Source organism: Flavobacterium sp. B114r (assembly GCF_056824125.1).
The window spans coordinates 2,589,998-2,609,293 of sequence record NZ_CP124858.1 but is presented as its reverse complement, the minus strand read 5'-3'; the positions used below and the strand labels follow the sequence as shown (position 1 = coordinate 2,609,293).

Genomic DNA, 19,296 nt, shown 5'->3' with positions numbered 1-19,296 from the left:
TTAGCAACAAAATTGCAGATACACTATGAAAAAAGCCCTACTCCTACTCTTTTTGAGCGTTTTTTTAACAAAAACGTATGCTCAAGACTATTTCCCTGTTAATGAAAGTGTGCAGAATAAAAACAAAAATTATACTGTTTTTATGAATGCCACTATTTATGTTACTCCAACCCAAAAAATCGAAAAAGGAACTTTACTGATTCAGGATGGTAAAGTCGTTTCGGTTGGTAATACTGTGGCTATTCCTAAAAATAGCATTATTATCGATCTTGAAGGAAAAACAATCTATCCTTCATTTATTGATATTTATACTAGTTTTGGAGTTGAAAAACCAAAAAGTAACCTCTCTCGCGGGCGTGATCGTAACCCATTATACGATACGAAAAGAGTGGGATATTACTGGAACGAAAGTGTGAAACCGGAAGTAAACACTTATGAGACTTTTAAATACGATCAACCTAAAGCCGAAGAATTGCTAAAAGCAGGTTTTGGTGTTGTAGGTACTCATATTCCTGACGGAATTGCACAGGGAACCGGAATTTTAGTCGCATTAAACAATACTGAAAACAGTAAACAAATTATTGCCAATAAAATCACCAACCACTTTGCATTTACAAAAAGCGCCTTGACAAAACAGGCTTATCCAAGCTCATTAATGGGTATGATGGCATTGTTACGCCAAATGTATCTGGATCTGGATTGGTACAAAAAAGGAAATTCTGAAACTAAAGATTTATCATTAGAAGCACTGGCAAACAATGAAAAACTAATTCAGATTTTTGCCTCCGAAGACAAACTGAATAGTTTAAGAGCTGCAAAAATCGCCAAAGAATTTGGCTTGAACTATATTCTGAAAGGCAGTGGAAATGAGTTTGAAAGAATCGAAGAAATTAAAAGTACAAATGCTAAATATATTATTCCGATCAGTTTCCCGGAAGCATACGATGTCTCAAATCCGTATTTATCAAACCAGATCGAATTGACTGATATGCGTTTCTGGAATCAGGCACCTACCAACTTAAAAGTGCTATCAGAGAACGGAATTGTTTTTGCCCTGACAACGGACAAGTTAAAAAAGACAGAAGATTTTAAACCTAACTTACTGAAAGCCATTAAATATGGTTTTAACAAAACAAAAGCTCTAGAAGCTTTGACTACAATTCCGGCAGCGATTCTAGGGAAAAGCAACGAAATTGGAAGTTTAAAAACGGGCAGTTATGCCAATTTTGTCATTACTTCAGGAGAAATCTTCGATGAGAAAACAGTTTTATACGAAAACTGGGTTCAGGGAAGCAAATATGTGGTGAACGATATTAATGCAAAAGATATTCGTGGAAACTATAACTTAACTGTTGGAAAAGACACTTATAAATGGAAAATTGACGGAACTGTCGATGCACCAAAATCTGAAATTACTACTGCTGATGCCAAAAAATTAAAAACTACTTTTTCAGTTTCTAAAAATTGGATTTCACTCTTGATTAAACCTGCAGATACTATTAAATCTAATTATAGCCGTTTAACAGGATTTATCGAAAAACCGGAAAGTTTATCCGGAAAAGCAGTATTATCAAACGGAGATGAATTGGTTTGGACAGCTTTAAAAACCAGTGCATTTGTTGCTGTTAAAGATACTGTCAAAGCAGATAAACCAAATCCTGTTATTCCTACAACATACCCTAACATTGCTTTTGGTGATACTAAAAAATTGACGGCTCAGACTTTACTATTCAAAAATGCTACGGTTTGGACAAATGAAAAAGAAGGTGTTTTGACTGAAACAGATGTTTTAATTAAAAACGGAAAAATTGCTGCCGTTGGTAAAAACCTTTCGGATGCAACTGCTACTGTTATTGATGCAAAAGGCAAACATATCACAAGCGGAATTATTGATGAACATTCCCATATCGCTATATCAAAAGGGGTTAATGAAATGGGACATAACTCAACTGCCGAAGTTACCATTCAGGATGTAGTAAACTCTGAAGACATTAATATCTACAGAGATCTTGCCGGTGGTGTAACCATTTCTCAGTTATTACACGGATCTGCCAACCCTATTGGTGGCCGTTCTGCGATTGTAAAATGGAAATGGGGTTCGTCTCCAGACGAAATGTTATACAAAAACCAACCTAAGTTTATCAAATTTGCTTTAGGAGAAAATGTAAAACAAGCCAATTGGGGAATTGATAATCCTACTCGTTTTCCGCAAACCAGAATGGGAGTTGAACAAGTTTTTACCGATTATTTTCAGCGTGCAAAAGAGTATGATGAAAGCTGGAAAAAATTCAATGCAAATTCAAAAAAAGGAAAAGCGCCAAGAGTTGACTTAGAATTACAAACTATTGCTGAAATTATCAATAAAGAGCGTTTTATTACCTGCCACTCTTATGTAGAATCAGAGATTTTGATGTTGATGAATGTTACTGAAAAATTTAATTTTAGAGTAAACACTTTCACCCACATTCTTGAAGGTTATAAGGTTGCTGACAAAATGAAAGAACACGGAGCTGGTGCTTCGACCTTCTCTGATTGGTGGGCTTATAAGTTTGAAGTAAATGACGCAATCCCGTTCAACGGACCAATCATGCACAACGAAGGATTAATAGTTGCCTATAATTCTGATGATGCAGAAATGTCAAGAAGATTGAATCAGGAAGCTGCAAAAGCGGTCAAATACGGAAATATTTCTGAAGAAGATGCCTGGAAATTTGTAACCCTGAATCCTGCTAAATTATTGCATATTGATGATAAAGTAGGAAGTCTTAAAGTGGGCAAAGATGCTGACGTTGTCCTATGGAGCGATAATCCTTTGTCTATTTATGCTAAAGCCGAAAAAACAATTATTGATGGTGTGGTTTATTTTGACATTGAAAAAGATGCTGAAAAACAATTGTCTATTTCTAAAGAAAGAAGTGTACTAATTGGACAAATGTTGCAGGAAAAAAACAAGGGAATGAGCATGCAACAGCCTACCAGAAAAGAGAAAACAGAATACCACTGTGATACTTTAGAACAATAATAACGGCTTTAGAAAATTCGTAAAGATAAAAACAGATAATATGATACATAAAAACATATATATAATGTTGATCGCTTTTTGTGCTTCGCTGCAAATAAAAGCGCAACAAATACCGGCACCAAAACAAACCAAATCCATTTTGATTTTAAATGCCACAGCCCATTTAGGCAACGGAACGGTGATTCAGAATAGTGCGATTGGTTTTAAAGACGGAAAAATTACTCTGGTAGCTGATGCAACAACAATCAGACTTGCCGCCAATGCATATGATACGACTATAGATGCCAGCGGAAAACACGTTTATCCCGGATTTATTGTTCCTAACGCAACATTAGGTCTGGTAGAAATTGATGCTGTAAAATCATCAAATGACGAGGAAGAAATAGGAAGTTTTAATCCGAATGTAAGAAGTATTATTGCATACAATTCTGAATCGAAAGTAGTAGAAACAGTTCGTCCAAATGGTGTTTTAATTGCTCAGATAACACCTCGTGGTGGTCGCATCTCAGGAACATCCTCAGTGGTTCAGCTCGATGCCTGGAGTTGGGAAGATGCCATTATAAAAGAGAATGACGGAATTCATCTTAATTTTCCATCTAATTTTAAAAGATCGGGATCCTGGTTTGAACCTGGAATAATTGAAGCTAATAAAGAATATCCTAAACAAGTTGAGGAAATAACTGCTTTTTTAGTCAATGCAAAGGCTTACAACCAAACTGCTTCAAAAGACAGAAACATTGTCCTGGAAGCTACAAAAGGACTTTTTGATGGTACCCAAACGCTTTATGTACACGCAGATGAGGAAAAACAAATTGTAGACGCCATACAATTAGCAGTTGATAACCAGATCAAAAAGATTGTGATTGTAGGAGGATTTGAAGCTTATAAATCAGCTGATGTTTTGCAAAAATACAATGTGGGTGTTTTACTAAGACGTGTTCATGATATGCCAACCAGTGATGACGAAGATGTAAACCTGCCTTATAAAATGGCAAAAATACTTACTGATAAAGGTATTGTGGTTGGTCTTGAAAACAGTGGGGATCACGAACGTATGAGTGTAAGAAACCTGCCTTTTTTAGCAGGAACTTGTGCCGCTTTTGGCTTAGACAAAGAAAAAGCTTTACAGCTTATTACTTCTAATACAGCAAAATTGCTAGGAATAGATGCGACCTGCGGTACATTAGAAACCGGTAAAGATGCCACACTCTTTATCTCTGAAGGTGATGCGCTGGATATGCGAACAAACAAATTAACATCAGCTTTTATTCAGGGAAGAACAATTAATTTAGAGACTTTCCAAACCAAGCTGAGCGATAAATTCAAAGCAAAATACAATCAGAAATAGTTAAAAACTCTTTTTATAAAAAAGGCATCATTTGAGAAATCATCTGATGCCTTTTTTATTTAAAATTGGTAACGTTTTATTCTTTTAAGCAACAATTCAACCATAATTACTCTTAAAACATAAAATATTATCTCTGCTTTTTGTTAACACAGCTCCAAAAAGGCAAATATTTCGAATTTTAGATTGACAAATTACAAATTTTAAGTTCTTTTTAACAAATACACGCAAAATACAGGGGGTTAAATTTTAAAATTAACAAAAATTAAGCATTAGCCCCTATTTTTTATAGGGATGTCGATTGATTTTATACTTTTATAAAAAATTTAAAACTAAATAACTATGCGAAAAATTATTTTAAGTGTGATTCTTATCACTATTTTGGTACTAACCTTTATATCGAATTTTATCTTAACAGATAACCCTATTCCGGCAGAAGCTGTTAAGTTTGATACAGGAGATACAGCTTGGATGATCGTAGCAACTGCATTTGTATTGCTTATGACACCAGGACTAGGATTTTTCTACGGAGGAATGGTAGGTAAGAAAAATGTTATCAGTACTATGCTGCAAAGTTTTATGGCAATGGTAATTGTAACTATTTTATGGGTTGTTGTTGCTTTTGGATTAGCATTTGGCCCTACTATTGGAGGCATCATTGGAGATCCAACTTCTAACTTGTTTTTTCAGGGTGTTGGTACTAATACCGCATGGAGTCTTGCCCCAACTATTCCGTTTATGTTATTCGCATTATTTCAGGCTAAGTTTGCCATCATTACACCTGCATTAATCACTGGTGCATTTGCAGAGCGTGTACGTTTCTGGGCTTATTTATTATTCATGGTTTTATTTATCTTACTTATATATGCTCCTTTGGCACACATGACGTGGCATCCTGATGGAGTTTTCTTTAAAATGGGAGTATTAGACTTCGCCGGAGGAACTGTGGTACACATGAGTGCTGGTTGGGCTGCGTTAGCCGGAGCGATCTTCTTAGGAAAAAGAAAAATCCAGAAAGTGAATCCTGCCAGAATTACTTATGTATTACTAGGTACAGGTTTACTATGGTTTGGATGGTTTGGTTTCAATGCAGGTTCTGCACTTGGAGCAAACGGATTAGCCGTTCAGGCTTTAGGAACTACAACTGTTGCTGCTGCCGCTGCTGCAATGGCATGGGTTTTCCTTGATAAAATAATTGGACACAAATTATCTGCACTTGGTGCATGTATCGGAGCTGTGGTAGGCCTTGTTGCTATTACACCTGCCGCAGGCTTCGTTAGCATTCCGCATGCAATATTTATAGGCGCTTTTTCTGCCATCGTAAGTAATCTTGTAGTGAGCAAATTCCCTAAAGGAAAAATTGATGATGCTCTTGATGTTTTTGCCTGTCACGGTGTTGGTGGTATGGTAGGAATGTTATTAACTGGTGTTTTTGCTTCTAAAGCAATCAACCCGGCTGTTGGAGATAATCAAGGTTTGATTTTCGGAAGTCCAACTTTATTCATCAACCAATTAACTGCCATGATCATCGTTTCTATCTTCGCTTTTGTAGGTTCATATATCCTATTCTTCGTTGTAAATAAAATTACACCACTAAGAGTTACTGAAGAAAAAGAAGAATTAGGTCTTGACATTTCTCAACACGGAGAATTTTTATAAAAAAACAAACCAAAACCAAATAAACCAAAATTAAAAAAGCACTCTGAGTCTGACTTAGAGTGCTTTTTGCTTTGAAGATTTTAAGAGGGAAGAGAATATAGAGTAAAGAGTAAAGAGTCAAGAACAAAGAGTCAAGAGAGTAGATTTAGACGAAAGATTTTTTCTAAATTTTAGGCTGTGGGTAAACCAAATAAAAAAGCACTTTAAGTTATTACCTAAAGTGCTTTTTACTTTGAATTAATTTCAACCTTATTATTGTAATTTGAGAATGCAAATTCTAAATTTATTCTCTATATTTTCTTGTTAGATTGCCCTTATTCTATTCTATCAATTCGACAATCTCTCTCATCTATAATCTTTATTCTATTCTCTTTATTCTCTACTTAAAATTCCCAATTCCTTCTTTTAGCCAATGTAAGTATTCTTCAGCATTTACATAACTAATAGTAGGTTTTGAACTGTTTAAATTATTTCCTTCTAAATCTGTTATGATATACAAAGGCTGTGTATTGGTTTTATATTTTGAAATCATAAAATCAGTCCATTTATCACCAACCGTTATGATTTTATCTCCTGCAGCTGTTACAAATTGTTGCTCTTCTGGCAACTCACGTTTATCATCTACATAAAGAGAAATCAGAACAACATCATTTTTTAAGATTGGCAATATCATTGGTTCAGACCAAACGTTGTTTTCCATTTTTCTGCAATTCACACAAGCATAACCTGTAAAATCAAGCATAATTGGTTTGTTGATTGATTTTGCATAGGCAACACCATCTTCGTAATCATGAAAAACCATAATACCATGAGGACCTAGTTCTGCTCCGTCAGGAAAACCTTTTATAGATTCTGCACTAACATTTGAATTAGACGAACCTCCTACTCCAAACGGGCTTTCGCTATATTGTGGCGGTGGCGGAAAAGCACTAATTAACTTCAATGGTGCTCCCCAAAGTCCCGGAATTAAATATACTGTAAACACAAGAGTAAGTAATCCTAAATACAATCTGCCTACAGAAATATGCTGTAACGGACTATCATGCGGCAATGAAATTTTCCCGAATAAGTACAACGTCAATGCTCCAAAAATGGCGATCCAGATTGCTAGGAAAACTTCTCTCTCTAATAAATGCAATTGTAAAACTAAATCAGCATTTGATAAAAATTTAAATGCTAAAGCCAATTCCAGGAACCCTAAAACTACTTTGACAGTATTCAGCCATCCTCCTGATTTTGGCAGCGAATTCAACCAGCCCGGAAACATAGCAAACAACATAAAAGGCAATGCTAATGCTAACGAAAATCCTAACATTCCAACAACCGGAGCAATTCCACCGTTTGAAGCAGCTTCAACCAATAAAGTCCCAACGATTGGTCCTGTACAAGAGAATGACACAATTGCCAAAGCCAAAGCCATGAACAATATTCCGATTATTCCGCCTCTGTCAGCTTGCTGATCTACTTTATTTCCCCATGAATTTGGAAGCATAATTTCGAAGGCACCCAAAAATGAAGTTGCAAAAATGATCAATATCACAAAGAAGATCAAGTTAAACCAAACATCTGTAGACAACGCATTCAATGCATCTGCACCAAATATTTTAGTAACAATTAATCCTAAAATAACATAAATAGCAATAATAGAGAAACCGTAAATTACAGCATTACGAATTCCTTTTGCCCTGCTTTTACTTTGTTTCGTGAAGAAACTTACCGTCATTGGGATCATCGGGAAAACGCAAGGTGTTAACAACGCTGCAAATCCTGAAATAAAAGCGATAAAAAAGATCGTCCATAAACTTCTTGCAGGAGCCTGCTCAGGCATATCTTCTTTTGCAGGAGTTTCAGTAACTGCTGCTTTTCCTGTTTCAGTTTTAGCATTATTTACGACAGTTTTTGCTGTATCCACAACTAAAGCCGGAACTTTTGTTTCGTCTAATTTCGATTCAGTTACGGCAGCAACCGCATCCATTTTAAAAGTTGATGGAATAGCAATTGAGAACTTTTTATTTGAATTGATACAAACTTCTTTACAAACCTGAAAATCAAATTCAACATCAACCGTTTTTAAATTAGGATTGATAATAGTAATTTCCTGTTCGATATGTGCCTTACCTTCAAAAAAAGTTTCATTAACCCCAAAAACATCATTAAAAGCGGTTCTTGTTTTTCCTTCTTTAGCTTTTCCAACTAAATTATAATTTCCTTTTTGATTTTGAAATGTAATTTCTAACGCAAGCGGTCCACCATCAGGTGTAAATTGCGAATACATATGCCAGTCTTTTTCAATCGTTCCGTCGAAAATTAAAACAGCATTATTACCTTCTTTCTTTTCAATTTTTGAAGTCCATTTTACCGGCTCCAGGATTTGAGCATTACCTTTTGAAAAAGCGAACAAAAAAAACAAGAAAAACACAATAGTTTTATTCCAGATATTTTTTGACATTATTGCTTGATGATGTTGATTAAAGTTCATGATTCTAATTCTATTTTAAGTATTCGATTTGTGGCATTTTCAATTCTAAAACGATCGTCCTGTCTGATTCCAATAACCCATACAATCTGATTATCAGAACACAGAATCCATATTTTTTCTTTTTCGATCAGGGATAATTTTTCATCTTTAAAAAGTTTACTCACTTTTTTAGACTTCCCCTCCATTCCAAAAGGATAAAAAACATCCCCCTCCTTCCATTTACGTAAAATCAAGGGAAATTGGATTTTTTCAGCGTCGACAAATATAGCTTTATTTGCATCTATTGCTATGTGACTTACGTTACAAAGCTTTAATTTTAAGGGAAAATTAACTTCTTTATCGTTTGCAGTAATTTCAAATTCTTCCTTTTCTGACATTTCAGAAATTGGGCTTAAAATCAAAGTATTTCTATTTTTTAATAAGCGAAATTCAGATGAAAGCACTTGTTTACCTGATTGTCCGTCGACCAAATCATAAATATCGTTCCATGCCAAAAAACCAAATTCATTCAGCCATTGGTACAAATACGATTTATAATTGGGTAATTTTTTAAGCTGCTTCAAGTCGAAATGAATATCATCCCCTTCTTCTTTAGCTACTTGCTGGTAAATCATAATCGAAGCATCTTCGACCATTACCTGCGATTCCTGCAAATACGATTGTGTTTTCTGAAAAGCATTCAAAAAGTTAGGATTGATTTCTTTCAGCATTGGAACCAAATCATGACGAATCTTATTTCTAAGATATTTATTCGACGCATTACTGCTGTCTTCTCGCCACTCAATACCATTCTCTTCAGCATATTTCAGGATTTCATCTCTGGAAAATGGCAATAACGGACGAATAATCCGATCGTTCTCTTCCGGAATCCCTATCAATCCTTCCAATCCTGTTCCACGGGTTAAGTTAATGATAAAAGTTTCGAGATTATCGTCAGCATGATGTGCAGTTAAGATATAATCGAAATTTTCGGTTTCTAAAAGTTCATAAAACCAACTATAACGTAATTCACGTGCTGCAACTTGTGTCGACAATTTATAATCTTTCGCAAAAGCTTCAGTATCAAATTGAGTAATAAATACAGAAATATTATTCTGATCACAATAATCCTGAATAAAACTTTGATCACCAAAACTTTCTAATCCGCGCAGTTGAAAATTGCAATGCAAGACGGCAATTTCATACGGCAATTGCTTTATTAAATGCAATAGGACCATACTGTCTAAACCTCCGCTAACGGCCAGAAATAGTTTTTTATCTTCCAAAAATGGAAACCTTGAAACGATATGATTTTGAAATTTTGAAAACATTTGATAAATGTAAAAAATTAAATTCGTTCTATTTTTAAATGAAATGTTAAGCGTGTATTTTTTGCCACTAATTTTACTATTGCTCTATTTTTTTTGCCATGAATTGCACGAATTATTTTTTAACGCAGATTAAAAAAGATTTCAGCAGATTCACGCAAATCAGTTTTAATAAAAATCTTTTCAAATCTGCTTAAATCTGCAGAATCTGCGTGAAACAAAATCATTATAATCCTTTAATCTGTGGCTATACTTTTTCGCTACGAATTGCACAAATTTTCACTAATTAAATTACATTAAGCTAATAAAAAATTCGCGCTAATTAGTGTAATTCGTGGCTAACTTTTTTTTTAAAAAACTTACTGCAAAACTTCATGCATCGCCTTAGCCTTCAGCAAACATTCTTCGTATTCTTTTTCAGGGATTGATTGTGCTGTAATGGCGCTCCCTACTGAAAACGAAACGTATTTATTTTCCTGATTGTACAAAATACTTCTGATTACGACATTAAAATCAAAATCGCCTTCGGGTGTAAAATAGCCAATAGCTCCGCTGTATAAACCGCGTTTAGTTTCTTCGAGATTTTCGATAATTTTCATTACCGAAATCTTCGGTGCTCCTGTCATGCTACCCATTGGAAAAGTTGTTTTTAAAACATCAATAGGCGAATATTGAGGATCTAACTTTGAAGTTATCGTAGAAATCATTTGATGTACCTGCAAAAACGAATAGATTTTGCAAAGCTCAACCACTTCTACAGAACCTTTTTGTGCGGTGTGAGACAAATCATTCCGAACCAGGTCTGTAATCATAATATTTTCAGCGCGTTCTTTCGAATCTGATGCTAAAAATTGTTTTGATTTTTCATCTTCAATTGGGTCAGAAAACCGCTTTGATGTTCCTTTTATGGGTTGTGAAATCAGAGTCTCTCCTACTTTTTTCAGATAACGTTCCGGAGACGCTGAAAGCAAAAATTGTTTATTATTTTTAAAAAATGCAGAAAACGGGGCTTGTGAAATTGCATTTAATTTTTGAAATTTCTCCAGCGGATTTATGATTGCATTTTCTGCAAAAAACTCCATGCAAAAATTGGCTTCATACATATCTCCTTTATGAATATGTCTGAGCATTGCGCTTACTTTTTCGACATACGATTCTTTCGAAATTCTTTGCTGTACATCGACTTTACTCAGTGTTTCGAAAGTATTAAATTCATTTTGAACAATCTCATCAAAATCATCTTCGACCTCATCATCGCAAAGGAATAAATATTTAATTTCCAGCTGATTTCCTTTCAATACCATTATTTTTTTTGGCTGAAAGAAAAACAAATCAGGAAAATCTAATCCATCAAAATTACTTGATTTTAACTCTTCGACATTATTCTTCAAATCATAAGAAAGATAACCAAAAAGCCAGTCTTTAGTCGTTTGCTGATATTGTTTTAAATCGTCGAAGGCATTATGGAAATCAGTTTTTAACGAAGTAAAAGCATCTACAGCTAACATACAATCAAAACTGGAATATTCTTGCGGATACGAATTGCTGTCTAAAAAAACTACTTCGCGAAATTGTTGCGACCAGCTTAATAGTTGTTGCTTCAAGTGCTCTGGATTTGCAATATGTTTATGAATGGAAACTCTCAAAAATAAATAAATTTTAGATTCCAAAATTACGACAAAAAAAATCCCTCGATAAAAGAATAGTCAAAAATTATTAATTGCCTAAAAGTCGCCGTATTTTCCTGAATCCATCTTTGTATTTCTTATTAATTTATGGCCCTTTATTTTGATTGGCGCAGGTGGATTTATCCTTTACAAGAAATACATAAAGAAATAGCAAAAGTGTTAAAAAACAGCAATTTAGTAAGTAAAAATTCGTTATATTTGATATAGCATTGTATTAATCCTAAAATAGGTTGAATAGATTGTAAAATTCTCAATAAAAAAGCCTTAAAAATCAAATACCATTTCAATTGAGGATTTAGATTATATCACTTTTCAAAAAATAATTATACTTTTTTAACGTATCTAAAAATCCTAAGTATTATGAAAATTGCTACTATTATTGTCCGCGTTTTAATTGGCCTTTTATTTCTTTTTGCCTCTATTAGTTTTTTCTTTCATTTGATGCCTGCAGAACCAGCTACAAATGATGACTTTAAAGCTTTTAATACTGGTTTACTGGCCTCTACTTATTTAATGCCTTTAGCGAAATCAATCGAATGGCTTTGCGGAATTGCTTTTGTAACTGGCCGCTACGTAACGTTAGCTAATATTTTGATCTTACCGATAACGGTAAATATCTTGTTTATCAATTATTTTCTGACTCCTGAAGGTTTGCCAATTGCGGCATTGCTCTTTCTTGCTAATTTATTTTTGATTTACAGATATTGGGATAATTATAAAACTGTTTTTACGAGATAACTTATTTGTACTTAAAAATACGGAAGCCCGATACTTTTTGAGCATCGGGCTTCTTATTTAATAAAGATTCAACGTTTATAATCTTTATTAATTTATCGTGTCACGGCATTTAACAGTAATCCGTGTTCATTAATTTGCTTTATCATGTTTTACCCAAACTAAATCTGAGATTTCATATCCTATTTCTCTGGCTTTAATTAGAAAATCTGCTTTTATACTTTCGGGGATTGTCGTTTCTCTGGAAAGTATCCACAAGTATTTTAAATTTTCGCCGGCAACAAGTGCATATTTATAGTTGTCTTCAACAGCAATCACATTATATCCGGCATAAAATGGACCAAAGAAGGAAACTTTCAGCATTCCGACATTATCGCTTTTAGCAAACTTAGCTTTACCTATACTTTGCTCCCATTTTTCTTTTTTTTCGTCATAACCTTTATTATCAACTTTGATTGTTCCGTTATCATTGAGAGAATATTCGGCTGTAACATTATTCAGTCCTTTTTCATATTTAAAATCAAGTCTGGCAATTTCGTACCACTTTCCTAAATATTTCGATTTGTCAAAATTAGTAACTGCTTTTGCATTTTTGGGAATTGTAGTACCACAAGAATAAAGTGCGAGAGCTATTCCTGCTCCAACTAAAACGGGAGCTATATATCTATTTTTCATAACGATCTATTTTTGTATAAAGCTACAAATACCGTAAAGCATTTATTTTACACAATTTAAAATAACATTTACAACTTTATTGGTTTTAAGAAAGAAGATTTTCTGCTGAAAATTATATATTTGATCAATCAACAACTCCATTAAATGAAAAAATATATCTTATTAGCTTTCTTATCTTTTTATTATTTTTCTAACGCTCAATCGATACAATCTGTTGATTCATTAACTACTGAAATATGTAAATCATTGATTCAGAATAAAAACCTGAATAATGAAATCAGAATCAATACTATAAACAATTCCCACATTACGCCTTATTTAGCAAAGTTTAATGATAGTCTGGTTCAAAAAAAAGCTTTTGAACTTATATTCTATAGATTACAAAAAAACTGTAATGAATTTGTAGCACTTTTTCCTAATAAGGCAGAAGAAAGGACCTGGTCTATGCAAGAGGAAAAACCTGTCGAGAAAATAGCGAAGGCAAAGTGTAATCAATTCGACAAGACTTCAAAATATTATTATATCGAGAACGATGGCAATAAGGTAGCAGTAACTTTAAAGGATAATTTGTGGACTGAGCAATTTTCTGATAATACTTTTTCAAAACTTCATTATCGAAAAAAAGGCAATTGCGAATTTGAACTGGAATTCATTGAAAGCAATAATATCTCAAGGGGAAATTTAAGTATTAAAGGCGATAAATACCTCTATAAAATATACGATGAAGAAAATGAAACGTATAGTCTTTATACTAAAAACAAAGAAACCTACTATATTTTTAAAATCGTAAAAGAATAAAAAAACCGCTAATTCCAAAACTTCGGAATTAGAGGTTTTTTAAAATTATGATTTAACGTAAATTATACGTGTAATGCTCTATTATCTGTAGCCGCTAATGCTGCTTCTTTTACTGCTTCAGCAAAAGTTGGATGTGCATGACTCATTCTTGAAATATCTTCAGCAGAAGCTTTGAATTCCATAGCAGTAACCGCTTCAGCAATTAAATCTGCAGTACGGGCTCCAATCATGTGAACTCCTAAAACCTCATCTGTTTTAGCATCAGCAATGATTTTTACGAATCCGTCTAAATCTCCACTTGCTCTTGCACGACCTAAAGCTTTAAAAGGAAAACTTCCTACTTTGTATTCAGTTCCAGAAGCTTTAACCTGCTCTTCTGTTTGTCCAACTGCAGCAACTTCCGGCCAGGTATAAACTACACCAGGAATTAAGTTATAATCGATATGTGGTTTTTGACCTGCTAAGATTTCAGCAACCATAGTTCCTTCTTCTTCTGCTTTGTGTGCTAACATTGCTCCACGAACAACATCACCAATTGCATAAATATTAGGAACGTTAGTTTGTAAATGATCGTTTACTTCTACTTGTCCTCTGTCTGAAATTTTAACTCCTGCTTTGTCAGCATTTAATCCGTCTGTGTACGGACGACGACCAACAGAAACTAATGAATAATCTCCTTCTAAAGTGATTGTTTCTCCTTTTGCATTTTCAGCCTGAACGACAACAGCATCACCGTTTCTTTCTACTGATTTTACTTTGTGAGAAACGTAGAATTTCATTCCTTGTTTTTTCAATACTTTAGTCAATTCCTTAGACAAAGAACTATCCATTCCGGGAATGATTCTGTCCATGAATTCTACTACAGAAACTTGTGCTCCTAAACGCAAGTAAACTTGTCCAAGCTCGATTCCGATAACTCCACCACCAATAATTACTAAGTGTTTTGGCACTTCTTTTAAAGCCAATGCTTCAGTAGAAGTGATAATTCTTTCTTTATCAATTTTGATAAATGGCAAAGAAGATGGTTTTGAACCTGTAGCGATTACAGCATATTTTGTTTCGATAGTTTCAGAAGTTCCGTCAGCTTTTGCAACTGCAATGTGCGTTGCGTCTACGAAAGATCCTAAACCGTTGAAAACAGTAATTTTATTTTTATCCATTAGGTAGTTGATTCCACCTACGGTTTGATCTACAACTGCTTGTTTACGAGCAATCATTTTCTCTAAATTGACTTTTACTTCACCCGAAACTTCGATTCCGTGATCTGCAAAATGTGCAATTTCTGCATAATGATGAGAAGATGATAATAATGCTTTTGAAGGAATACAACCTACGTTAAGGCAAGTTCCGCCTAATGAATTATATTTTTCTACAATCGCAGTTTTGAAACCTAATTGTGCGCAACGAATTGCTGATACATATCCTCCAGGACCTGAACCTATAATGACTACGTCAAATGAACTCATAGTTTGTCTATTTTATTTTTAGCGATACAAAATTAAGGAATAAAGTTTTGTTTAAAGTTTAAATCTCAATGTTTTTTGTGTGAAATTTTGGGTGGAGGGTTTTGCTAAGAAGTTTTGTTTTTTTACCACGAAGTCTCGAAGGTACAAAGTTTTTTTTACCGCGAAGTTCGCGAAGAGTTACGCGAAAGCTCGCAAAGTTGTTGTTTTTTAGTCTCGTGAAGAGACGCAAATTTTTTAAATTTTCTTTTTGATTTTGAAAATGAAAAAGAATGTTTCAGGCTGATTTTACAGATAAAGCAGTTTTAAAAAAACTTAGAAGTCACATAGTCGCAAAGCTTATACATAAACTTGTCATCCAGAGGAACGAAGGATCACATATGGGGCTCGGCAAAGATTGGCGATTCTGTTTGCGGAATATCTCATGTGATCCTTCGTTCCTCAGGATGACAAAAATGATGAGAAAAACCTTCGTCCCTTTGCCTCTCTGAACCTTCCTCAAAAAATCACCGTCGAATTCTTTACCTCGCTAATCATAAACATACTTTGCGTGCTGCCAATATGCTGTAGCGAAGTCAATTTGGTTACCAGAAATTCTCTGTATTCTTCCATATCTTTTACTAATACTTTCAGGATATAATCATAATCGCCGCTTACGTGATGGCATTCTAAAACTTCGTTGAGTTTGATCACTTCGCTTTCGAATTTGGTGAGGAACTCTTTGGTATGCTGAATGAGTTTTAAGTGGCAGAAAACGACAAATCCTTTGTCGATTTTGGTTTTGTCTACTAATGCTACGTAGTTTTTGATGATTCCTTCGCGCTCTAGCTTTTTGATGCGTTCGTAAACTGCAGTTACTGACAGATTCAGTTTTAAAGATAATTCTTTGGTGGTCTTTTTACTGTCGGTCTGTAGTAAGACTAAGAGTTTTTTATCGGTGGCGTCTAAAGTCATTATAGTTGATGGTTTTTGGTTGATAGTTTGTTACGAAAAGATAGAAAATCTACTGCGTTAGACTTTCTTTATCAAATTTAGATTAAAAATCTTTAAAAATTACTTTTTATAGTTTTAAATTCTAATTATTACTTACTCAATTGATTAATTTTCTAAATAGTCCTTATTTTGAATAGAATTTCTTTTGAATACGAATGTATTAGCCCTGATAGAAGTGGAAATCCTTTTGTGCCGGGGTTCGGCACAAAAGATTGAAACGGATAGCAGGAATAGTTCCTTCCTTCGACTTCGCTCAGGATGACAAATCAAATTCCAAATTTTGAATTCCAATGAAAATGGTTAAAAATTAAAATTTGATAATCAGTTCCAACAACTTGAAACCTAAAACTTAAAACAAATAAAAACTTGAAACTAACTAAAAATGAAAAACTTTAATCCAGCAGATAAAATTCAGGATTTGCAATACTTTGGTGAATTTGGCGGTGTAAACCCTTCTATTTCTGATTCTTCGACATATACGTTTCTTTCGGCTAAAACGATGTTCGACACTTTCGAGGGGAATATGGAGGGCTGCTATTTGTATTCACGTCATTCGTCTCCAAGCAATTTATACTTAGATCAGGCTTTGGCGGCAATGGAAGGAACGGAAACGGCAAATGTTTCGGCTTCGGGAATGGGCGCGATTACACCTACTCTGTTGCAGTTGTGTGGTACGAGCGATCACATTGTTTCGAGCAGAACAATTTATGGCGGAACTTATGCTTTTTTGAAGAATTTCACTCCTAGATTCGGGATCGAAACAAGCTTTGTAGACATTACAAAACTTGATGTTGTAGAGGCTGCAATTACGCCAAAAACGAAAGTTTTGTATTGCGAGACGGTGAGTAATCCGTTATTAGAAGTTGCTGATATTGCAGGTTTGTCCAAAATTGCTAAAAAGCATAATTTGAAATTGGTGGTCGATAATACGTTTTCGCCTTTGTCTGTTTCTCCGGCAAAATTAGGCGCCGATATCGTGATTCATAGTTTGACCAAATACATCAACGGAAGCAGCGATACAGTTGGCGGCGTGACCTGCGCATCGAAAGAATTCATCAATTCGCTTAAAAATGTAAACTCGGGAGCAAGTATGCTTTTGGGTCCAACAATGGACAGTTTGCGATCAGCTTCTGTGATGAAAAACCTTCGTACTTTACATATCCGTATCAAACAACACAGTCATAATGCTCATGTCCTGGCGGATAAATTCGAAAAAGACGGACTCAAAACAGTTTATCCGGGACTGAAAAGTCACCCAAGCCATGAACTTTACAAAACGATGATCAATCCGGAATATGGTTTTGGCGGAATGCTGACAATTGATGTTGGAACTCTGGCAAAAGCGAATGAACTAATGGAATTGATGCAAGCCAGAAATCTAGGTTATCTCGCTGTAAGTTTAGGATTCTACAAAACACTATTTAGTGCTCCCGGAACTTCGACGTCTAGTGAGATTCCGTTAGAAGAACAACACGAAATGGGATTAACGGACGGTTTGATTCGTTTCTCTATTGGGTTGGATAACGATATTGAGCGTACTTATGAAATGATGAAGGCTTGTATGGTGGAGCTTGGCATATTGTAGCCTTGGTTCACAGAGGCTCGCAGTGTTGCACTAAAGTTTTTTCACGCAGATTTTGAAAGATTTAGGCAGATATAAACAGGTCTTATTTATTACTATCTACATTAAATGTGCTGAAATCTGCAAGATCTGCGTGAAAAAAAAACCTTTTTTATCTGTAGCAAAACAAAAAATCCGTTCTGAAATCTATCAGAACGGATTTTTACTTTATTTTGGTTCGTAATGCCTAAAGGATTTCCAATATTTATCTTTATAAATTTCGTAATTTATTTCAAACGTTTTATTGTGTTTTTTTATTAATGCATCTAAAACTTTAGGAGGTTTTCGAAAATCTTTACAGGCAAAAAAGATCTCTCGTTTGTTATTTGCTGTTTCGCGTCCAACATTTAGATAGCCATCTGCATCAGTTAAACTTAACGTTATTTCATCTTCAATTTCATCCAATCGTTTGTAAGTTTCATTATCCGGCAAACCACTTTCGTCAGTTTCCTCATACGGAATTCCAACTATCAAAATCCAGGGATGGGATGCTTTTTTATCCCATTGCAAAAGAGTTGTATTGATTACTGCCAAAACAATTCCACCCTCTTTTGTTTTCCCTTCAAAACTTGCGTAACCATCATGTTCTGTATTATGCCTTGTGCCTTCGTATTTTTCGATGAACTCTTTTTCTCTCCAAATTAAATAATCTTTTAATTTTTCGATTGGAATCAGCTCCTCAGCAACTTCATTGTTGCCAATTACTCTCATATTATCTATCAAAGTAACTGAATGCAATTCGCCCAGGTAATTATCCAGAAAAATATAAATTCCATTCGCTAGTATTCCTTTTTTTTCTTCTGTAAAATGATCGTAAATAATTGTAAGATCAATTTCGTCCGGATAGTTTTTATCGAGATTAGGATAAAATTTTAAATTTTCTTTCTTAAATTCATAATCTTCATAATTAATACTAACGTCTTTAATATTTGATGCCGGTTTAAGAGCTGTAAATTTCCAGCCTTTAATTTGCGGAGCATTATTTACCAACTCTTCAATTACGTAAATATTTTTAATTGCCCCATCCGGTGTTAAAATTAATTCGACAGTCTGATCGTCAAACATACCCGTCAGGAAATAAATCCCAGAGTGCACTTCATTTAACTTTGGAGCAAGTTTATCAAAGAAATCTGTATTTATGTTTTTACGGCTTTGAACAATTTTAAAAAACTCTTTTTCATTTTTTAGAAACCAATTCCAAAAATCGCTACTAGAATTTATCGGAGTATCTTTTTTACCCAGAATATTTTTAAGAAAACTCATTCGTTTAGAATTTAAAAATTACAATCCTCAAACTTAAGAAAACCTTTTAGAAAAACATAAGAATATATTGATAAAAAAGTCGTTCTGAACTAATTATGGAAGTATTATAAATCTGTTATGAACACGAATTTCACGTCTTAGCACCAAGTTTAATTGCGTAAAACTAGTTTGTAAAATTTATTTCACAAACTAGTTAGTACTGACAATTGATAAAATTCGTGTTTGTAGCGTTCCGAGATTATTTTCAG

Annotated in this window: 13 protein-coding genes; 6 read left to right on the top strand and 7 right to left on the bottom strand. The window is 34.3% G+C overall.

Going from position 1 to position 19,296, the window contains the following annotated elements; translation table 11 throughout:
* Positions 1-25 precede the first annotated feature (25 nt).
* The 3 genes from QLQ94_RS11130 (at position 26) to QLQ94_RS11120 (ending at position 6,026) form a co-directional block, all read left to right on the top strand.
* Entirely contained in the window at positions 26-3,022 is a 2,997-nt protein-coding gene (locus QLQ94_RS11130) for an amidohydrolase family protein (RefSeq protein ID WP_271335477.1), read from the top strand.
* Between the two features lie 40 nt (positions 3,023-3,062).
* Positions 3,063-4,370, top strand: a complete 1,308-nt coding sequence (locus QLQ94_RS11125; RefSeq protein WP_271335478.1) for an amidohydrolase family protein — start codon at positions 3,063-3,065, stop codon at positions 4,368-4,370.
* Positions 4,371-4,709: 339 nt separating this feature from the next.
* A complete protein-coding gene (locus tag QLQ94_RS11120; RefSeq protein WP_271335479.1) occupies positions 4,710-6,026 on the top strand; it encodes an ammonium transporter in 1,317 nt (438 codons plus the stop codon).
* A gap of 379 nt (positions 6,027-6,405) precedes the next feature.
* On the opposite strand, the gene QLQ94_RS11115 is transcribed toward QLQ94_RS11120, so the two are convergent.
* The 3 genes from QLQ94_RS11115 to QLQ94_RS11105 form a co-directional block, all read right to left on the bottom strand.
* Positions 6,406-8,505: a protein-disulfide reductase DsbD family protein gene (locus tag QLQ94_RS11115; RefSeq protein WP_427401888.1), complete on the bottom strand. Its 2,100-nt coding sequence runs from the start codon at positions 8,503-8,505 to the stop codon at positions 6,406-6,408.
* Positions 8,502-9,815: a tRNA lysidine(34) synthetase TilS gene (gene tilS / locus QLQ94_RS11110; RefSeq protein ID WP_271335482.1), complete on the bottom strand. Its 1,314-nt coding sequence runs from the start codon at positions 9,813-9,815 to the stop codon at positions 8,502-8,504. Before tilS ends, QLQ94_RS11115 begins: the two co-directional genes overlap by 4 nt.
* Before the next feature lie 356 nt (positions 9,816-10,171).
* Positions 10,172-11,458, bottom strand: coding sequence for an anthranilate synthase component I family protein (locus QLQ94_RS11105; RefSeq protein ID WP_271335484.1), 1,287 nt, complete (start codon positions 11,456-11,458; stop codon positions 10,172-10,174).
* 402 nt (positions 11,459-11,860) lie between these two features.
* Here QLQ94_RS11105 and QLQ94_RS11100 point away from each other — a divergent pair, with 402 nt between their 5' ends.
* The gene (locus QLQ94_RS11100) at positions 11,861-12,238 is read left to right on the top strand and encodes a DoxX family membrane protein (RefSeq protein ID WP_482499774.1); all 378 of its coding nucleotides are present in this window, start codon (positions 11,861-11,863) and stop codon (positions 12,236-12,238) included.
* Between the two features lie 129 nt (positions 12,239-12,367).
* Here the strand turns inward: QLQ94_RS11100 and QLQ94_RS11095 are convergent, their stop codons facing one another.
* Positions 12,368-12,910 (bottom strand): lipocalin family protein, encoded by a 543-nt coding sequence (locus QLQ94_RS11095; RefSeq protein ID WP_271335487.1) that lies wholly within the window; start codon positions 12,908-12,910, stop codon positions 12,368-12,370.
* 144 nt (positions 12,911-13,054) lie between these two features.
* On the opposite strand from QLQ94_RS11095, the gene QLQ94_RS11090 reads away from it, so the two are divergent.
* Entirely contained in the window at positions 13,055-13,708 is a 654-nt protein-coding gene (locus tag QLQ94_RS11090) for a hypothetical protein (protein WP_271335488.1), read from the top strand.
* A gap of 62 nt (positions 13,709-13,770) precedes the next feature.
* Here the strand turns inward: QLQ94_RS11090 and lpdA are convergent, their stop codons facing one another.
* Both lpdA and QLQ94_RS11080 read right to left on the bottom strand, forming a co-directional pair.
* On the bottom strand, positions 13,771-15,174 hold the full coding sequence (gene lpdA, locus QLQ94_RS11085; protein WP_427401886.1) for a dihydrolipoyl dehydrogenase: 1,404 nt from the start codon (positions 15,172-15,174) through the stop codon (positions 13,771-13,773).
* Positions 15,175-15,669: 495 nt separating this feature from the next.
* Complete coding sequence (locus QLQ94_RS11080) at positions 15,670-16,125, bottom strand: Lrp/AsnC family transcriptional regulator (protein WP_133509395.1); 456 nt, start codon at positions 16,123-16,125, stop codon at positions 15,670-15,672.
* Between the two features lie 421 nt (positions 16,126-16,546).
* On the opposite strand from QLQ94_RS11080, the gene QLQ94_RS11075 reads away from it, so the two are divergent.
* Positions 16,547-17,749 (top strand): aminotransferase class I/II-fold pyridoxal phosphate-dependent enzyme, encoded by a 1,203-nt coding sequence (locus tag QLQ94_RS11075; RefSeq protein ID WP_271335491.1) that lies wholly within the window; start codon positions 16,547-16,549, stop codon positions 17,747-17,749.
* A gap of 204 nt (positions 17,750-17,953) precedes the next feature.
* On the opposite strand, the gene QLQ94_RS11070 is transcribed toward QLQ94_RS11075, so the two are convergent.
* Complete coding sequence (locus tag QLQ94_RS11070) at positions 17,954-19,048, bottom strand: DUF695 domain-containing protein (protein ID WP_271335492.1); 1,095 nt, start codon at positions 19,046-19,048, stop codon at positions 17,954-17,956.
* Positions 19,049-19,296 lie beyond the last annotated feature (248 nt).

Bases quoted from the DNA above. Each gene is read 5' to 3' on its own strand.
- tilS (WP_271335482.1), bottom strand. From the start codon at position 9,815: ATGTTTTCAAAATTTCAAAATCATATCGTTTCAAGGTTTCCATTTTTG.
- QLQ94_RS11080 (WP_133509395.1), bottom strand. From the start codon at position 16,125: ATGACTTTAGACGCCACCGATAAAAAACTCTTAGTCTTACTACAGACC.
- QLQ94_RS11100 (WP_482499774.1), top strand. From the start codon at position 11,861: ATGAAAATTGCTACTATTATTGTCCGCGTTTTAATTGGCCTTTTATTT.
- lpdA (WP_427401886.1), bottom strand. From the start codon at position 15,174: ATGAGTTCATTTGACGTAGTCATTATAGGTTCAGGTCCTGGAGGATAT.
- QLQ94_RS11130 (WP_271335477.1), top strand. From the start codon at position 26: ATGAAAAAAGCCCTACTCCTACTCTTTTTGAGCGTTTTTTTAACAAAA.
- QLQ94_RS11075 (WP_271335491.1), top strand. From the start codon at position 16,547: ATGAAAAACTTTAATCCAGCAGATAAAATTCAGGATTTGCAATACTTT.
- QLQ94_RS11095 (WP_271335487.1), bottom strand. From the start codon at position 12,910: ATGAAAAATAGATATATAGCTCCCGTTTTAGTTGGAGCAGGAATAGCT.
- QLQ94_RS11125 (WP_271335478.1), top strand. From the start codon at position 3,063: ATGATACATAAAAACATATATATAATGTTGATCGCTTTTTGTGCTTCG.
- QLQ94_RS11090 (WP_271335488.1), top strand. From the start codon at position 13,055: ATGAAAAAATATATCTTATTAGCTTTCTTATCTTTTTATTATTTTTCT.
- QLQ94_RS11120 (WP_271335479.1), top strand. From the start codon at position 4,710: ATGCGAAAAATTATTTTAAGTGTGATTCTTATCACTATTTTGGTACTA.
- QLQ94_RS11070 (WP_271335492.1), bottom strand. From the start codon at position 19,048: ATGAGTTTTCTTAAAAATATTCTGGGTAAAAAAGATACTCCGATAAAT.
- QLQ94_RS11115 (WP_427401888.1), bottom strand. From the start codon at position 8,505: ATGAACTTTAATCAACATCATCAAGCAATAATGTCAAAAAATATCTGG.